The organism is Streptomyces sp. NPDC058632 (assembly GCF_042717095.1).
Lineage (GTDB): Bacteria > Actinomycetota > Actinomycetes > Streptomycetales > Streptomycetaceae > Streptomyces.
Genome location: NZ_JBHXQZ010000038.1, coordinates 52,811 through 68,606, shown reverse-complemented (window position 1 = coordinate 68,606; position 15,796 = coordinate 52,811). Strand labels below are relative to the sequence as shown.

General features: G+C 72.7%; 17 protein-coding genes. 10 read left to right on the top strand and 7 right to left on the bottom strand.

Going from position 1 to position 15,796, the window contains the following annotated elements; translation table 11 throughout:
• Positions 1–193 precede the first annotated feature (193 nt).
• Together ACFWVE_RS16895 and glpK are read left to right on the top strand one after the other, a co-directional pair.
• Complete coding sequence (locus ACFWVE_RS16895; protein ID WP_384014238.1) at positions 194–1,027, top strand: MIP/aquaporin family protein; 834 nt, start codon at positions 194–196, stop codon at positions 1,025–1,027.
• 21 nt (positions 1,028–1,048) lie between these two features.
• On the top strand, positions 1,049–2,566 hold the full coding sequence (glpK, locus tag ACFWVE_RS16890; RefSeq protein WP_384014229.1) for a glycerol kinase GlpK: 1,518 nt from the start codon (positions 1,049–1,051) through the stop codon (positions 2,564–2,566).
• A gap of 234 nt (positions 2,567–2,800) precedes the next feature.
• Here glpK and ACFWVE_RS16885 read toward each other — a convergent pair whose 3' ends face one another.
• The gene (locus ACFWVE_RS16885; RefSeq protein WP_384014226.1) at positions 2,801–3,214 is read right to left on the bottom strand and encodes a RidA family protein; all 414 of its coding nucleotides are present in this window, start codon (positions 3,212–3,214) and stop codon (positions 2,801–2,803) included.
• Between the two features lie 365 nt (positions 3,215–3,579).
• Between ACFWVE_RS16885 and ACFWVE_RS16880 the strand changes: the two genes are divergently transcribed.
• Both ACFWVE_RS16880 and ACFWVE_RS16875 read left to right on the top strand, forming a co-directional pair.
• Positions 3,580–5,445, top strand: coding sequence for an FUSC family protein (locus ACFWVE_RS16880; RefSeq protein WP_384014224.1), 1,866 nt, complete (start codon positions 3,580–3,582; stop codon positions 5,443–5,445).
• 212 nt (positions 5,446–5,657) lie between these two features.
• Positions 5,658–5,843, top strand: a complete 186-nt coding sequence (locus ACFWVE_RS16875) for a hypothetical protein (RefSeq protein ID WP_384014221.1) — start codon at positions 5,658–5,660, stop codon at positions 5,841–5,843.
• A 12-nt stretch (positions 5,844–5,855) separates the two neighbouring features.
• Here ACFWVE_RS16875 and ACFWVE_RS16870 read toward each other — a convergent pair whose 3' ends face one another.
• Entirely contained in the window at positions 5,856–6,284 is a 429-nt protein-coding gene (locus ACFWVE_RS16870) for a hypothetical protein (protein WP_384014218.1), read from the bottom strand.
• Positions 6,281–6,973, bottom strand: coding sequence for an ATP-binding protein (locus tag ACFWVE_RS16865; protein ID WP_384014215.1), 693 nt, complete (start codon positions 6,971–6,973; stop codon positions 6,281–6,283). Before ACFWVE_RS16865 ends, ACFWVE_RS16870 begins: the two co-directional genes overlap by 4 nt.
• A gap of 263 nt (positions 6,974–7,236) precedes the next feature.
• Between ACFWVE_RS16865 and ACFWVE_RS16860 the strand changes: the two genes are divergently transcribed.
• The 3 genes from ACFWVE_RS16860 (at position 7,237) to ACFWVE_RS16850 (ending at position 9,349) form a co-directional block, all read left to right on the top strand.
• A complete protein-coding gene (locus ACFWVE_RS16860; RefSeq protein ID WP_384014212.1) occupies positions 7,237–8,097 on the top strand; it encodes a helix-turn-helix transcriptional regulator in 861 nt (286 codons plus the stop codon).
• Positions 8,098–8,400 carry a DUF397 domain-containing protein gene (locus ACFWVE_RS16855; protein WP_384014210.1) on the top strand — a complete coding sequence of 101 codons (303 nt, stop codon included), beginning with the start codon at positions 8,098–8,100 and terminating at the stop codon, positions 8,398–8,400.
• Positions 8,401–8,545: 145 nt separating this feature from the next.
• Positions 8,546–9,349 carry an SAM-dependent methyltransferase gene (locus tag ACFWVE_RS16850; protein ID WP_384014207.1) on the top strand — a complete coding sequence of 268 codons (804 nt, stop codon included), beginning with the start codon at positions 8,546–8,548 and terminating at the stop codon, positions 9,347–9,349.
• Between the two features lie 57 nt (positions 9,350–9,406).
• On the opposite strand, the gene ACFWVE_RS16845 is transcribed toward ACFWVE_RS16850, so the two are convergent.
• Both ACFWVE_RS16845 and ACFWVE_RS16840 read right to left on the bottom strand, forming a co-directional pair.
• A complete protein-coding gene (locus ACFWVE_RS16845; protein WP_384014204.1) occupies positions 9,407–10,903 on the bottom strand; it encodes a glutamate synthase subunit beta in 1,497 nt (498 codons plus the stop codon).
• Between the two features lie 268 nt (positions 10,904–11,171).
• A complete protein-coding gene (locus ACFWVE_RS16840) occupies positions 11,172–11,651 on the bottom strand; it encodes a DUF1772 domain-containing protein (RefSeq protein ID WP_384014202.1) in 480 nt (159 codons plus the stop codon).
• Between the two features lie 149 nt (positions 11,652–11,800).
• Between ACFWVE_RS16840 and ACFWVE_RS16835 the strand changes: the two genes are divergently transcribed.
• Positions 11,801–12,433 carry a uridine kinase gene (locus ACFWVE_RS16835; RefSeq protein WP_384014199.1) on the top strand — a complete coding sequence of 211 codons (633 nt, stop codon included), beginning with the start codon at positions 11,801–11,803 and terminating at the stop codon, positions 12,431–12,433.
• Positions 12,434–12,542: 109 nt separating this feature from the next.
• The gene (locus tag ACFWVE_RS16830) at positions 12,543–12,971 is read left to right on the top strand and encodes a CBS domain-containing protein (RefSeq protein WP_384014196.1); all 429 of its coding nucleotides are present in this window, start codon (positions 12,543–12,545) and stop codon (positions 12,969–12,971) included.
• Between the two features lie 274 nt (positions 12,972–13,245).
• Here the strand turns inward: ACFWVE_RS16830 and ACFWVE_RS16825 are convergent, their stop codons facing one another.
• Together ACFWVE_RS16825 and ACFWVE_RS16820 are read right to left on the bottom strand one after the other, a co-directional pair.
• Positions 13,246–14,136, bottom strand: a complete 891-nt coding sequence (locus ACFWVE_RS16825) for a carbohydrate kinase family protein (RefSeq protein ID WP_384014235.1) — start codon at positions 14,134–14,136, stop codon at positions 13,246–13,248.
• 210 nt (positions 14,137–14,346) lie between these two features.
• Positions 14,347–15,255, bottom strand: coding sequence for a pseudouridine-5'-phosphate glycosidase (locus ACFWVE_RS16820; RefSeq protein ID WP_384014193.1), 909 nt, complete (start codon positions 15,253–15,255; stop codon positions 14,347–14,349).
• Positions 15,256–15,355: 100 nt separating this feature from the next.
• Here ACFWVE_RS16820 and ACFWVE_RS16815 point away from each other — a divergent pair, with 100 nt between their 5' ends.
• Positions 15,356–15,784, top strand: a complete 429-nt coding sequence (locus ACFWVE_RS16815; RefSeq protein ID WP_384014190.1) for a VOC family protein — start codon at positions 15,356–15,358, stop codon at positions 15,782–15,784.
• Positions 15,785–15,796 lie beyond the last annotated feature (12 nt).

The following is a 15,796-nucleotide window of genomic DNA, read 5'->3' as shown; positions in this document are numbered from 1 at the left end:
CGCGCGCGGGGGATGAACGCCGCCGCGCCCGTACTCCATGGGAGGGAATTCCGGCTCTCCGCAAGCGTGATCTCTCCGGCGGACATACGCTTCCGACAAGGGGAGGGAAACGCAGCGGAATTCCAACCGAGGAGGGCCGGTGGCTAAACGTATCACCCGACGACGTGGCTATCGAGAAGGCATCTTCGGTGAGATGCTCGCCGAATTTCTGGGAACATTCGTCCTGATTCTCCTGGGTGTCGGTTCGGTGGCCGTAGCCGTCGTCGGCCTGCCCGGATCGGGCCGGCAGGCGGTGGAGTTCGGGGCCGACAACTGGCTCATCATCGCGTGGGGCTGGGGCCTCGCCGTGGTGTTCGGCGTGTATGTGGCCGGCGGTATCAGCGGCGCCCACATCAACCCCGCCGTGACCCTGGCCTTCGCCGTACGGCGGGACTTCCCCTGGCGGAAGGTCCTTCCCTACTGGCTGGCGCAGGTCGTGGGAGCCTTCGTGGCCGCCGCGCTCGTCTACGCGTGCTACAGATGGGCGATCGACGCGGCCGAAACCCAGGCGGGTGTCCCGCGGGACGAATCACTGGCAACCTACTCGATCTTCGCCACATTCCCCGCCGAATACTTCGGGAATTCATGGTGGGGTCCTTTGCTCGACCAGATCGTGGGCACCGGAATCCTGCTTCTTCTGATCTGTGCGCTCATCGACACCCGTAACACTGCTCCCATGGCGAATCTCCACCCGTTCATCATCGGTTTGGTGGTCGTCGTCATCGGTCTGACGTTCGGTACCAACGCCGGATACGCGATCAATCCCGCACGGGACTTCGGCCCCCGGCTGTTCACCTATTTCGAAGGCTGGGGCTCGATCGCCCTGCCCGGAACATTCCAATGGTTCAGCGGCTACTGGTGGATTCCCATCGTCGGCCCGCTCATCGGCGGAGTCCTCGGGATGGCCGTGTACGACCTGCTCATCGGCCGGGTGCTCAAGGCCCGGGCGGGGGAGGCCGAAGAAGGCCCGGCCACCGAAGAACCCTAGGCACACCAGGAGGCGGCAACGATGCCCGAATTCGTCGGCGCGGTGGACCAGGGGACCACCAGTACGCGCTTCATGATCTTCGACCACGCGGGGAACGAGGTGGCGAGGCACCAGCTCGAGCACAACCAGATCCTGCCGCGGTCGGGGTGGGTCGAACACGACCCGGTGGAGATCTGGGAGCGCACCAACACGGTGATCCAGAACGGCCTCCGTGCCGGAGGCCTGACAGCCGCCGACCTGCGGGCCATCGGCATCACCAACCAGCGCGAGACGACCGTGGTCTGGGACCCGCGCACCGGCCGTCCGTACTACAACGCCATCGTCTGGCAGGACACCCGCACCGACAGCATCGCCGCCGCCCTCGAACGCGACGGCCACGGCGACGTCATCCGGCACAAGGCCGGACTGCCGCCGGCCACCTACTTCTCCGGCGGCAAGATCAAGTGGCTGCTGGAGAACGTGGACGGACTGCGCGAGGCCGCCGAGGCGGGCCACGCCCTGTTCGGCAACACGGACGCCTGGGTGCTGTGGAACCTCACCGGCGGCCCGGGCGGCGGTGTGCACTGCACCGACGTGACCAACGCCAGCCGGACCATGCTGATGAACCTGGAGACCCTGGACTGGGACGACGAACTGCTGGACATCTTCGGCATCCCCCGCTCGATGCTGCCGGCCATCCACCCCTCGTCCGATCCCGATGCGTACGGCGAGGCCCGCACCTCCCGGCCGCTGGGCGCCGCCGTCCCGATCACCGGCGTACTCGGCGACCAGCACGCGGCGACCGTCGGCCAGGTCTGCTTCTCTCCCGGCGAGGCCAAGAACACCTACGGCACCGGCAACTTCCTGGTCCTCAACACCGGCACGGAGCTGGTGCGCTCGAGCCACGGGCTGCTGACGACGGTGGCGTACCAGTTCGCGGGCAGCCCCGTGGTCTACGCGCTGGAGGGCTCCATCGCCGTCACCGGCGCCGCCGTGCAGTGGCTGCGCGACCAGCTGAAGATCATCAGGAGCGCCGCGGAGAGCGAGCAGCTGGCGCGTTCGGTGGAGGACAACGGCGGAATGTTCTTCGTGCCGGCGTTCTCCGGCCTCTTCGCCCCGTACTGGCGCTCCGACGCCCGGGGCGCCATGGTGGGCCTGGCCCGCTACAACACCGGTGCGCACATCGCCCGGGCCACGCTGGAGGCCATCTGCTACCAGAGCCGCGACGTGGTCGAGGCCATGGAGCAGGACTCGGGCGTGCACCTGGACGTGCTCAAGGTCGACGGCGGTGTGACCGCGAACGACCTGTGCATGCAGATCCAGGCCGACGTACTGGGTGTGCCGGTCAGCCGTCCCGTGGTCGCCGAGACCACCGCGCTGGGCGCCGCCTACGCCGCCGGGCTCGCGGTCGGCTTCTGGCGCGACACCGACGAGCTGCGCTCCCACTGGCAGGAGTCGAAGCGCTGGAACCCGCAATGGAGCGAGGAGCGGCGCCAGGGCGGCTACCAGGACTGGAAACGGGCCGTGGAACGCACCCTGGACTGGGTCAAGGTCACCTGACGGCCCCCCGTGGACGGCCCCCGCCGGCGGTCGGCGATGTCCGCCGCTTCCCCCACCCACGTCTCCCGCAGGGGCACGAGGACGTGACGGAAGCAGCCGACACCTCGTCGTCGGAGCGGGGCCGGACCACGCCCGGCAGCGCGGCGGCGAAGGACCACAGCCGGACGGCGGCCGAGGCGTCGGCGTCGTCGTCCGAAACGGCCCGGAGCGGACTCACTGCCCGGTCACCGGTCATCACGCGTCGGCGGCGTCCGGTACGACCGCCGTCGCCGTGATCTCCACGAGCTGCCCGGTGTACCCGAGGCAGGCCACACCGATCAGGGTCGACGAGTGGGGGCCCGTGCTCAGCCCGGACGCCTCCACCACGTCCCACACGGCGGAGAGCACCGTGGGCTCACCGCTCACGACATACACGTCCGTCGCGATGACATGGGCGAAGTCGCTTCCCACCGACCGCAGTTGCTCCTCGAGGTTGGCGATCACCCGCTGGGCCTGCCGCACCGGGTCCCCCTCGCCGACCAGCTTCCCGCCGGCGTCCAGCGGGACCGACCCGGCGAGGAACGCCAGCCTGGTGCCCGCCTCGACGACACAGGCGTGGGAGTAGGCGGGCGGCGGGAAGAGCGAGGGGACGGTGACGCGCCGGATCACGCGGACTCCGATCTACGGGTACGGCGGACGACTCCCCGATCCTGTGCGACCCGGCACGCCACCGCACCCGAGGGGCACTGGCGTGCCCACGAGGACCGCGGCGGCGGCCAGCCGGCGGGGCCGGCCGCGATCCCGGTGTCCAGGCGGCCGGACAGCTCGAAACCGCCGAGTTCGGCCGGGTCCTCGGGACTCGGCGGAGCCGCGTTCATGGAGGGACGCGGACCTGGTTCGCATCGTCACATCCCGGAAACGCGCGCGTTCGCTTCCCTCCCCTCACCCCGCTTACGGTAGACACCACGTTCCCTCCCGCCCGGTCACCGTCGCCCGCGAGCCCGCCCCCGCCCCGACGTGACGACTGGAGCCCCGTGTCCCGCACCGCGCCCGCCGTACCTCCGTGGCTCGCCCATGCCCTGCGGGCCCAGCGCGGACCGGTTCCATGGAGCGCGGTCACGCGTGGGGCGCTGTCGGCCGGGCCGGTGCTGCTCGTCGCGGTGCTGGCCGGGCAGCCCACCGCCGGAGTCGCCGCCGCCATCGGCGCCATGCTCGCCGGGGTCAACGACCGGCCCGGGAGCCGGCGGGCCGCGGTCGGGCGGATCGGGGTGCCCGCGCTCGCGGGGGCGGCCGGACTGGCCGTGGGGACGTATGCGGGGGACCACACCCCGGCCGTCCTGCTGACGCTGCTGATGGCCGGGCTCGGTCTGGTCGCCGGCGGGGTCAGTGCCCTCGGACCGGTCGGTTCCGCCGTCGGCACGCAGTTGCTCGTCGGTGTCGCGGTCGGCGCCGGGATGCCGTTGCCGGAGAGCGGCTGGGAGCGGGCGCTCGCCTACCTCGCCGGGGCCGGGTGGCTGCTCCTGCTGCGGCTGGTGCTGCCCACGCCGGGCTCTCCGGCAGGGGCCTCCCGGTTCGGCTTCCGGTTCGACGGCGAGCGGCACGCCGTGGCCGGTGTGTACGAGGCCGTCGCCGCACTGCTCGACGCAACCGGCTCGGACACCGCCACCGTGCGGCGGGCCGCCCTCACCGCAGCCCTCGACCAGGCCCAGGACGCGCTCGCCGGGCCCCGGCTGCGGCGGTACGCCGGTTCAGCGGCCGAACGGCGACTGCACGCGCAGTACGCCGCCGCGCTGCCGCTGGCCGAGGCCGCGACCGCGCTCGCCTGGGCCGGGGAGGCCGTACCGGCCCGTGCGTCCGAAGGGCCCCGGCGGCTCGCCGTGGCCGTACGCGGCGGCGTCTCCACCGGGCCGCTGCCCGCGCCCTCCCGGTCCGTCCCCGCGCTGCGCGCCCTCGACGACTCCCTCCTGCGCGCCGCCGTGGCCTTCGACCGGGCCGAGGGCGGTGACCTGCACACGCGCCGCCGGTCCCGCGCCGCCCTCACCCGTACCGTCCTCGGCGCCCGGGGACGGGAGTACGGCATGCGGGTCGCCCTCTGCTTCGGCGCGAGCGTCGCCGTCGCCCAGGCCCTGCACCACTCCCGCTGGTACGGGCCGCACGAGCACTGGTACTGGCTGCCCGCCACCGCCGTCTTCCTCGTCAAGCCCGACCTCGGACCGCTCGCCTCCCGGGTGCTGAACCGCGCCGCCGGAACCGTGCTCGGGGCGCTCCTCTTCGCCGGGTTCGCCGCGGTGCTGCCCCGGCCGGAAGGGCTCATCGCGCTGGTGGCGGTCAGCGGGGCGCTCATCCCCATCGCCGCCCGGCACTTCGCCGCGCAGACCACCGTCGTCACCGTGCTCGTGCTCGCCCTGGTGATGGTGGGCGGTGAACCGGAGGCCTCCGTCGCGCGGATCGGCGAGACGCTGCTCGCCTGCGCCATCGTGCTCGTCGTCGGCCATCTCCCGATGCCGGGACAGCGCGGCCACGGCATCCGGGCCCGGCTCACCGAAGCGGACGGCGCCGCCCAGACCTACCTCGCCCACGTGCTCGGCGCCTCCGACGACCGCGCCGCCCGCTGGGTCCTGCGCCGCGAGGCCTACCGCGCCCTCGCCGAGGCCCGTACCGCCATCGCCCTCGCCTCCGCCGAGCTGCCCGCGCTCGCCCGGCACTCCCGCGGCACGGACGAGTTCGCCGCCCTCCTCGAGGAACTCGTCGACACCACCACCGCCTGCGCCGTCCACCTCGACGACACGGGCCGGCTCGACCCCCGCCACACCGAGCGGCTCGCCGCACTCCGCAAGGACCTGGCGGTGTGCCGCGAGCGGGTGGGAGTCCGGCTGCCGGAGGTGCCCGTCGCGGGGTGAGCCGGGCACCCGCCCGTCTCGCGACGCGAGACGAATACGACGCGCAGGAGCTTGCGCGCGGAAAGCGACCGAACGTTCGGAAAACCGGAGAGCCGGCTCACACCTGACGGTGAACGCGTGTCACCTACGTCTCAGCACGGTCTCCGAGCGAGGCGATCACCCCTCGTCGGCGTTTAACTCTTACGAGTACAGCGCTGGACGAGAGGTTGCCGGTGAACGGGCGAACGGTGCTTGAACGCTTTCCCGCGGGTGGACCGCGCGGGTCCTGGCCCGCGGAGGAGTTCGCGCGGGCGCGGCGCAGGGAGGGCCTGCCCGCCGAGGTGGTCATGGACCTCGCGACCGACACGTTCCTGGTGATCGTCCGCGGCGCTGACGGCGGCGCCGACGCGGCCGCGTGAGGCTCGGGAACCCTAAGCGCTGACCGGGCGGGACCAGCTCGGGGCCGTGTCCGTCAGGCGGCACACCGCCAGGTAGAGCGGTATCGGCGGAGTGTACGGAAGCGTCCCGTCCGGGCGGTGGATCAGGCCGGGGACGTCCGGGGCGTCCGGTACGACGGCCCCCGCCTCGTACCGCGCGGGGGCGGGCCACTCCAGGGCGTAGTCCGAATCGGACGGAACCAGCCACCACCAGTGCGCCTCATCGGCGTACACGCACCCCACCCGTGGCAGCCGGGGCATGACCAGCGGTCCGAAACGGGCCGGCACCGCCACCGCGTCGCAGCCCATCGGTGCCGTCATCCCGTCGGGGACGGGCAGGCGCCGGAGCGGGGCGGGCGGGGTGTGCAGCCCGCGCCGGAGGCGGACCAGCGTGTTCAGGCTCAGGGTCCGAGAGCCCGTCACACCCGCCCCCCGTCCCGGCGGTACTGGTGCGGGGTCGTGTGCCGACGAGGAGACCCGTGCGGGACCGTCGGCGCCGCTCCGGAGCGGTGCCGCTGCTCGGGCTCCTCGCCGTCGTCCTGGCCGTCGGCCGGGCCCGGCTTGGGGCGCTCGCCCCAGCCGAGGTCGTTGTGCGGTCCGTCGGGCGGGCGCGGTGCGTCGGCCTTGCGCGGCAGCTCGGCCCAGACCAGCAGGCCGGGACCGTGCTCGTGGGCGCCCCAGGCGTGGCACATGGCGTCGACGAGCAGCAGTCCCCTCCCGTGCTCCTCCTCCGGCTGCTGCCGGGTGTTCGCACGGGGCTGGCCGGGCGCGCAGCCTTCGTCGCGCACGGCTATGCGCACCAGTTCGTCGCCGTCGTGCAGCTCGCAGACTATGTGGCTGCTCGCCGTGTGCACGATGGCGTTGGTGACGAGTTCGGAGACGACCAGGGCCGCTGTGTCGCAGGTGTCCTCGCACACCGACCAGCCGGTCAGCCGGGCCCTCGTCAGGCGTCTGGCCTGCGCGGGAGAACCCGGATGGGCGGCCAGTTCGAAGCGGAACCGGCGCTGGACGACAGCCCCTGCGGGGTCGGCGGCACCCTGGGCGGGGCCGGGACCGAAGGGGCGCGCAGCGGCGTCTGTTCCTAAGGGCACGGACGGAATCACGCTTGCCACTATCGCTCCGCCGTGCACACTTGGCAAGTGTCACTCTGAAAAATCCAGAGTGTTGTGTGACGGTCTGGACGGCCGTGGCACACTGCTCGCAACAGCACTCCGCGCGGCGCCAGTTGAGGTCACCGAAGAAGTGTTCGAGTCAAAGGGCTTGAGCGAACCTTCGGACGGCTCTCGGATTGGCGCCGCAGAGCTGTGAGGGCTGTCAGGGCTGTCGGCGTCAGCAACGCCGGGAACGCCGGGAATCCTTTTCGGGGAGGTGGAGCGTGAGCGAACCGCGGTCCGCGCCGACGGTCGGCCAGGTCGTCCTCGGCCGGCGACTGCTGGATCTGCGGGAAAGCGCCGGCCTCAAGCGCGAGGAGGCCGCACGCGTCCTGCGCGTCGCCCCCGCCACGGTCCGGCGCATGGAGATGGCCGAGGTCGCCCTCAAGATCCCCTACCTCCAGCTCCTGCTGAAGGCCTACGGGGTCTCCGACGAGGAGGCCGACGCCTTCGTACAGCTGGCGGAGGACGCCAACCGGCCCGGCTGGTGGCAGCGCTTCCACGAGATCCTGCCCGGCTGGTTCTCGATGTACGTCAGCCTGGAGGGCGCGGCTACGCTCATCCGCAGCTACGAGCCCCACTTCGTCCCCGGACTGCTGCAGACCGAGGACTACGCGCGTGGCGTGCTGCGCTCGGGTGCCATCGGGCAGACCCGGCCCGAGGACATCGAGGGTCACGTCGCCCTGCGCATGCAACGGCAGGATCTGCTCGCCCGTGACGACGCACCCCGGCTGTGGGTCGTGATGGACGAGACGGCGCTGCGCCGCCCGGTCGGCGGCCCGGAGGTGATGCGTGCCCAGATCGACAGACTGATCGAGGCCACGAAACTGCCCAACGTCACGCTGCAGGTCGCCCCGTTCGCCAGCGGGCCGCACCCCGGCACGTACGGGCCGTTCGTGCTGTTCCGATTCGCCATGCCCGAACTGCCGGACATGGTCTACAGCGAGTACCTGACCGGCGCCGTCTACCTGGACGCGCGCTCCGAGGTGGCGACCCACCTCGAGGTCATGGACCGCATGGCGGCGCAGGCCGCTACAGCACATCGCACGAAGGCGATCCTCAGGGATCTCCGCAAGGAGCTGTGAATGAACCACATCAAATCCCTGTCCCTGTCCTTGTCCTCCCCGCCGGTGCCCCCACCGCGCGTCCGCACCGAGATGATCTACAACGGCATGCCCGCGCGGGAGCTGGGCAGCGAGGGCTGGCACAAGCCGTGGAGCGGTGGCAACGGCGGCAACTGCCTGGAGGCGATGAAGCTCGACGACGGCCGGATCGCCGTACGGCAGTCCACCGACCCGGACGGCCCGGCGCTCATCTACACCTCGGCCGAGATGACGGCCTTCATCGAAGGAGCCAAAGCCGGAGAGGCGGATTTCCTGCTGTCCTGACCTTCGTCGACCGCTCTACCGTTGCTTGCCGACGTCCACCCAACGTTGCTTGTTCCCCCTCCCACCCCCTTCCCCCGCTCCGCTCACCACACTGCTTGGCACTGAAGTTGATCACTAACAGTTGCAGACACTTACGGAGTTCGTCATGACCGGGCAGCACCCCGTCGAGATCGACACGAGCAAGCCGCACACCGCGCGGATGTACGACTGGTACCTCGGCGGCAAGGACAACTACCCCGTCGACGAGGCCATGGGCCGGCAGATGCTCACCCTCGACCCGCGGGTGCCCGTGATGGCGCGGGTGAACCGCGCGTTCATGCAGCGCGCCACACGCTGGCTCGCCGGCCAGGGCGTACGCCAGTTCCTCGACATCGGCACCGGCATTCCCACCGAGCCCAACCTCCACCAGGTCGCCCAGGAGATCGCACCCGACGCGCGCGTCGTCTACTGCGACAACGACCCCATCGTGCTGGCCCACGCCGGCGCGCTGCTGCGCGGCACCGACGAGGGGGTGACCGAGTACCTCCAGGCCGATGTGCGTGAGCCGCAGAGCATCCTGGAGGGCGCGCGGAAGATCCTCGACTTCGACCGGCCGGTCGCGGTCTCCCTCATCGCGCTGCTGCACTTCATCCCCGACGAGGACGGCGCCCACGAGCTGGTCGGCCGGCTGCTCGCCGATCTGCCCTCCGGCAGCTACCTCGTGATCTCCCACGCGACGTCCGACTTCACCCCCGAGGAATCGAAGGCGGCCACCGAGAAGCTCAAGGCCGCGGGGGTCACCCTGGCCCTGCGCTCCCGCGAGGAGTTCACCCGCCTCTTCGACGGCCTCGAACTGGTCGAACCCGGCGTCGGGGTGCCCCAGCTGTGGCACCCCGAACTGGGCGAGCCCGTACCCGGCCAGGACGACGGGGTGATCCCGGGGTACGGGGCGGTGGGGCGCAAGCCGTAGGTCCGGGCGGGCCCGAGGGCTCCGAGGGCGAGGGGCGGGCGCCCCCGGCGGGGTGCGTCACGCCGTCATCGGACGGTCGTACGGGCCGATGGGGGCCGGGAGCCGGGTGGTGCCGTCGGTCAGGTGACGGTCGACGGCCGCCGCCACCGCCCGGCCCTCGGCGATCGCCCACACGATCAGCGACTGCCCGCGGGCGGCGTCCCCGGCCGCGAACACGCCCGGCACGTTCGTGGCGAAGCCGGCGTCGCGCGCGATCGTGCCGCGCGGCTCCAGCTCCAGACCGAGCCCGGCCACGAGCCCGTCCTCCTGGTCGGGGCCGGAGAAGCCGAGCGCGAGGAGGACGAGGCCGGCGGGCAGCACCCGCTCGGTGTCCGGCCGAGGGCGGCGCTGCGCGTCCACCCCGACCAGGTGCAACGCCCGCACCCGCCCGTCCGCGTCGCCGGTGAGACGCAGCGTGGACGCCGCGAACAGCCGTGCGTCCGAGTCCTCGGCCGCCTCCGGCGCCGTCCGCAGTACGCCCGCCTCCTCGTGCGAGGCGGACAGCCGGTACAGCTTCGGGTACGTCGGCCAGGGCTCGGTGACCTCGTCGCGCTCGTCGCCCGGCCGGTCGTAGATGTCCAGCTGCGTCACGGACGTGGCCCCCTCCCGCACGGCCGTGCCCAGACAGTCGGAGCCCGTGTCGCCGCCCCCGACGATGACGACGTCCCGGCCCGCGGCGGACAGCGGGGAGGCCTCCAGGTCCCCCTCGCACACCCGGTTGGCCAGCGGCAGATATTCCATGGCCTGGTGAATCCCGGCCAGTTCCCTTCCGGGGACGTCCAGTTCGCGCCACGCGGTCGCCCCGGTGGCGATCACCACGGCGTCGTAACGCGTTCGCAGCCCGGCGGCGTCGACATCGCGCCCGACCGTCGTGGACGTACGGAACTTCGTCCCCTCGGCCCGCATCTGCCCGATGCGCCGCTCCAGATGACGCTTCTCCATCTTGAACTCGGGGATCCCGTACCGCATCAGCCCGCCGATCCGGTCGTCCCGCTCGTACACCGCGACCGTGTGGCCCGCCCGGGTCAGCTGCTGGGCCGCGGCCAGTCCGGTGGGGCCCGAGCCGATCACGGCGACCGTCCGGCCGGAGAGCCGGTCCGGCGGGGCCGGCCCGGCGAAGCCCTCCTCCCAGGCCCGGTCGGCTATGGCGCACTCGACGTTCTTGATGGTCACGGCGGGCTGGTTGATGGCGAGCACACATCCCGCCTCGCAGGGCGCCGGGCACAGCCTTCCGGTGAACTCGGGAAAGTTGTTGGTCGCGTGCAGCCGCTCCGCCGCGGCCCACCAGTCGTCGCGCGCGACCAGGTCGTTCCAGTCGGGGATCAGATTGCCCAGCGGGCAGGCGTCGTGGCAGAAGGGGACACCGCAGTCCATGCAGCGGTCGGCCTGCGGACCGACGATGGGCAGCAGTGCGCCGGGGACGTAGACCTCGTTCCAGTCCCGGACCCGTTCCCCGACGGGCCTGCGCGGCCAGTCCTGGCGCGGCGTGGTCAGGAACCCCTTGGGATCGGCCATGGCAGCCGTCTTCCTTGCGTGCGCGTCCTTCCCTGCGTGCGCGAGTGGCCGTGCCGCCCGTGGTGGGACGGCGCGCACTCCTGGGGGCCGGGGGCGTCTTCTCCCCCGACACCTCTCGTCCATCCGGACCGGCGCTCCGGTTCCGGCCTCGCGCTCCGGGCCCGGCGCTCTCCGGAGTCCGGCATCCTCCTGGCCACGATACGACTGCTCGTGCCCGCCCGCAGGCGCGCCGACAGCGCTTCTCGTGCCGTCCGTGCCGTCCGTGCCGTCAGGTGAGAGCCAGTACGTACGCCACCGAGGCACCCGCCGAGGCGACCGTGCGCACATGGTTCCACCGTGTCCACTCGCGCACGTACGCGGTCCAGTACGCGGCGGCCTCCGCGGTGCCGGGATCGAGCCCGGCCAGCGCGTTGTTGCGCGGCACGTTCGCGACCGCGGTGACCCCGAACCCGCCGAACAGATACAGCGCGCTGCCGGCCAGCAGCCAGGCCGCGCCCTCGTCCGGCCCCGTCACCAGGGTCACCACGGCGATCGCCGCGCACAGCAGCGCAGAGCCGAGGAACACCAGCATGAAGGGCGCCCGTACCGCGGCCACGTTCACCGACCGCATCGCCGCCACACCCCGCGCGGGCGGCAGTGCCGCGAGCCCTCTCATCACGAACGTCGAGAAGGCGCAGAAGGCCCCCGCCACCAGCCCGGTTCCGAGCACGCCCAGCACCGTCAGCACGAAGTACGGTCCCTGCATCACGTCGTCAGCTCCCACCCGTCCCCGGCCGGCCGGGAATCCTCCCGGCGGCCACCGTCACCACCAGTGAAGCCGGACCCGGGCGCGGTGCCCATGGCCGAGCGTCGCGGGGCCATACGCGGGCGTCCAGCCGGCCGGCGCATCATGGCGGTGTGCGATTCGAAGCGATCACCTGGGACCGGCTCGGCGACCTCCTCGCCGAGCGTGTGGCGACGCTGAGGACGTCCGACGGCGGCCCCTGGCCGCGCGTCGCCTTCGACGGCGCCCCGGCCGCCCGTCCCGAAGACCTCGCCGAACGGGTCGCCGAGGCCCTGCGCGTCCGCGGACGTCCCTCCGTCGTCGTGGGCGCGGAGGGTTTCCTGCGCCCCGCCTCGGTCCGGCTGGAGTACGGCCACCGGGACGTGGAGTCGTACTACGACGGCTGGTACGACACCGGTGCCCTCTGGCGCGAGGTGTTCGGGCCCCTCGAACCCGGCGGGAACGGACGGGTCCTGCCCGATCTGTGGGACCCGGTCACCGACCGCGCCACCCGCAGCCCCTACGTCCCGCTCCCGCCCGGTGGCGTACTGCTGCTGCACGGCCCGCTCCTCCTGCGGCACTGGTTCCCCTTCGATCTGAGCGTCCACGTCTCGCTCTCCCCGGGCGCCCTGCGCCGCCGCACCCCCGAGGACGGGCACTGGACCCTGCCCGCCTTCGAGCGCTACGAGCGGGAGACAGACCCGGCCGGCACCGCAGACGTCCTGGTACGCGCCGACGACCCCCGCCACCCGGCGTGGCACGGCTGAGACGCCCGGGCGAAGGTGCGGGGCCCTGGTGACGCGACGACAATGAAGGGCGCCGGTACTCGCGGTGCGCCCCGCGCCGCGCCGGCCGTCCGGCACCGGGAGGTACTTCATGACCACCGCCGGAGACATCATGCACCGCGGCGCACAGTGGATCCCCGCCCACGAGACGGTCGACCGCGCCGCTCAGCTGATGCGCGAGCTGAACGTCGGCGCACTGCCCATCAGCGACGAGAACGAGCGCCTGTGCGGCATCCTCACCGACCGCGACATCGTCGTCGGCTGTGTCGCCATGGGCCACGATCCGGCCGGCGTCACCGCGGGGGAGATGGCCAAGGGCACACCGCGCTGGATCGCGGCGGACGCCGACGTCGGCGAGGTCCTCCAGGAGATGCAGACACACCGCATCCGCCGGCTTCCCGTCATCGAGGACAAGCGTCTGGTCGGCATGATCAGTGAGGCCGATCTCGCCCGGCACCTGACGGACGACCAGATCGCCACCTGGGCGGAGCACGTCTACGCCAGGGCCCCGTCCGGCTGAACGCGCGCCGTGCCTCGTGCCATTGCGCCGTGCCCTGCGGTCGTGCCCTGCGGTGGGGTGCGGCCGTAGTCGTAACCGTACCGTCGGCGCAGCTCAGGACATCGACCGCCACCTCGCCGACGTCGCCGAGGCACCCCGGGCCTGGCGACGCCCCCGATGTTCTCGGCCCGGGGACGCAAGGCCTGATTCCGGCCCGGGGACGCGGGAGGCAAGTCCCCTGACATCACGGTCCGTCGGACATCGGACATCGGACATCGGACGTCGGCCGCGGCCGTCAGGTCGGTGGCGCCGGGCGGCCTCCCACCTGACGCACGGCCAGCGCACCCGCCTTGCATCCCTCGGCCGCCGCATGTTCCGGATCGGCGCCCGCCATGAGGGTGGTGAGGAACGCGCCCGTGAAGGCGTCGCCGGCACCCGTGCTGTCCCGGGGGGTCGCCGCTACGGCGGGAACGCGGGCGCACACCTGGCCGGACCGGGCCAGCAGCGCGCCCTCGGCCCCCTGCTTGGCCACGACCAGCGGGACCCGTCGGCTCAGCCGCGCCGCCGCGTCGGCCGCCCCCGACGACCCCGTGAGCAGACACGCCTCGTCACGACTGGGCAGCAGGATGTCCACGCCCTCGACGAGGGCCAGGAACCGGTCGGCACCCAGCCGCGTGAGGAAACCGGCCGACGCCGGATCCAGACTCACCGGCACTCCACGCACGCGTGCCGCCTTCAGAGCCACCGCCACGAATGCCCGGCCCGGTTCGCTGAACAGCAGATACCCCGACAGATGCAGCCGGGCCACCCCGTCCAGCAACGCGTCCGACCAGTCAGCGGGTTCGAGCCGCAGCGAGGCGCCACTGTCGGTGAGGAAGGTCCGCTCGGCCGCCGCGCCCTCGTCGACCAGGCAGACCACGGTCCCGGTCGGCGCCTGCGGATCGACCACCAGCAGGGGACGCACCCCGCAGGCGGCCAGCTCCCGGGTGTGCCACGCCGCCGCGTCCTCGCCCACCCGTCCGAGCAGCCGCACCTCCGCGTCGCCCCAGCACGCTGCCCAGCAGGCCACATTGGCTCCCGCACCGCCGGGCACCGTCCGGATCGCCGCCGCGGTGTCCGTACCCGGGGCGAGCGGCTCCCGGTGCCGGGCGACCACATCGGTGACGACGTCACCGACGACCAGCAGCGCGCCGGACCGCGCACCGGCACCCGCGCCGGACCGCGCACCGGCACCCGCGCCGGACCGCGCACCGGCACCCGCGCCGGACCGCGCACCGGCACCCGCGCCGGACCGCGCACCGGGACCCGCGCCGGAGCGGGCGCCGGCCGCCCCCGCCGCACGGCCCGCCCCGGCCGTGCCGCCCCCGTCACCCGGGATTGCCGCCGTCACGTCACCTCACGCCCCGGTCCAGGCCGTCGCGATGCGGGCCGCCAGCCGTACGTTGCCCCGGACCGCCGCCAGGTTGGCGGCGAGGGAGGCGCCGTGGGTGTGCCGTACCAGGTGGTCGAGCAGGAACGGAGTGACCGCCTGACCGGTGACGCCCTCCTCCTCGCACGCGCGCAACGCCTCGTCGAGCACCCGCGCGTGCAGCCCGGGGTCCAACTGCTCCCCCTCGGGCACGGGGTTGGCCACGACCAGTGCCGACTCGGGCCCGCCCAGCGCGTCCTGCGCCCGCATCACCTCCGCCACCTGCTCCGGCGCGTCCAGCCGCCAGTCCACGGGGTGCCCGGAGTCCGACAGATAGAAGCCGGGGAAGCGGTCCGTGCCGTACCCGGCGACCGCGACCCCCAGGGTCTCCAGCCGCTGCAGCGTCGCCGGTACGTCCAGGATCGACTTCACGCCCGCGCACACCACGGTGATCCTGGTCCGCGCCAGCAGCCCGAGATCGGCCGACTCGTCCTGGGTCACCGTCCACTCACGGTGCACGCCACCGAGCCCGCCGGTCGCGAACACCCGTACGCCCGCGAGCGCGGCCAGCAGGGCGGTGGCCGACACCGTGGTGGCACCGCTCGCCCCGGACGCCACCGCGAGCGGCAGGTCGCGATGGCCGAGCTTGCGGACGCCGTCCCCATGGGCGATCCGCTCCAGCTGTTCCTCGTCCAGGCCGACCCGGGGCCGCCCGTCGAGCACGGCGACCGTGGCGGGCACGGCACCCTCCTGCCGCACCGCCGCCTCCAGCTCCCCCGCCACCTTGAGATTGCGCGGCCGGGGCAGCCCGTGCGCGATGATCGTGGACTCCAGGGCCACCACCGGCCGGCGGGCGGCGATCGCCTCCCGTACCTCTTCGGACACCGTAAGGATCACGCGCCGTCTCCCGTCTGTCGCTCCTCCCCCATCCCTGGCGGGCCGGGCGGCCGGTCAAACACCTTGCGGGCCGCCACGGACCTCACGGAACCTGGAACCCATGACGGAGAACACGGCACGTCTCGACCACGTCGTCCTCTGGGTGCGCGATCCGATCGCGTCCGCCGGCTTCTACGAGAAGGCGGTCGGCCTGGAACCGGTCAGACTCGCCGACTTCTCCGCGGGCGAGGCGCCCTTCCCCTCGGTACGGGTCAACGGGGAGACCATCCTCGACCTCATGCCGCTCGCCATGGCGGAACGCATGACGATGCTGCCCGGCGCCGCCGAAGCCTCCGGCCACCCCGTCAACCACGTCTGTCTGTCCCTGTCCGCGGACGACTTCGACGCCCTCCGCAGCCGCCTCGAGGAACAGTCCGTACCCATGACGGGCCTCTCGCACGACTCCTTCGGCGCACGCGGACGCGCCAGGAACAGTTTCTACTTCCGCGACCCCGACGGAAACATGTTCGAAGCACGGCACTACGGCTGACCCGCGCGACCG

What these genes read in the sequence shown, in the direction of transcription:
- ACFWVE_RS16895 (WP_384014238.1), top strand. Translation starts at nt 194, where the DNA reads ATGCTCGCCGAATTTCTGGGAACATTCGTCCTGATTCTCCTGGGTGTC.
- glpK (WP_384014229.1), top strand. Translation starts at nt 1,049, where the DNA reads ATGCCCGAATTCGTCGGCGCGGTGGACCAGGGGACCACCAGTACGCGC.
- ACFWVE_RS16855 (WP_384014210.1), top strand. Translation starts at nt 8,098, where the DNA reads ATGAACCACATCAAATCCCTGTCCCTGTCCTTGTCCTCCCCGCCGGTG.
- ACFWVE_RS16850 (WP_384014207.1), top strand. Translation starts at nt 8,546, where the DNA reads ATGACCGGGCAGCACCCCGTCGAGATCGACACGAGCAAGCCGCACACC.
- ACFWVE_RS16845 (WP_384014204.1), bottom strand. Translation starts at nt 10,903, where the DNA reads ATGGCCGATCCCAAGGGGTTCCTGACCACGCCGCGCCAGGACTGGCCG.
- ACFWVE_RS16830 (WP_384014196.1), top strand. Translation starts at nt 12,543, where the DNA reads ATGACCACCGCCGGAGACATCATGCACCGCGGCGCACAGTGGATCCCC.
- ACFWVE_RS16815 (WP_384014190.1), top strand. Translation starts at nt 15,356, where the DNA reads ATGACGGAGAACACGGCACGTCTCGACCACGTCGTCCTCTGGGTGCGC.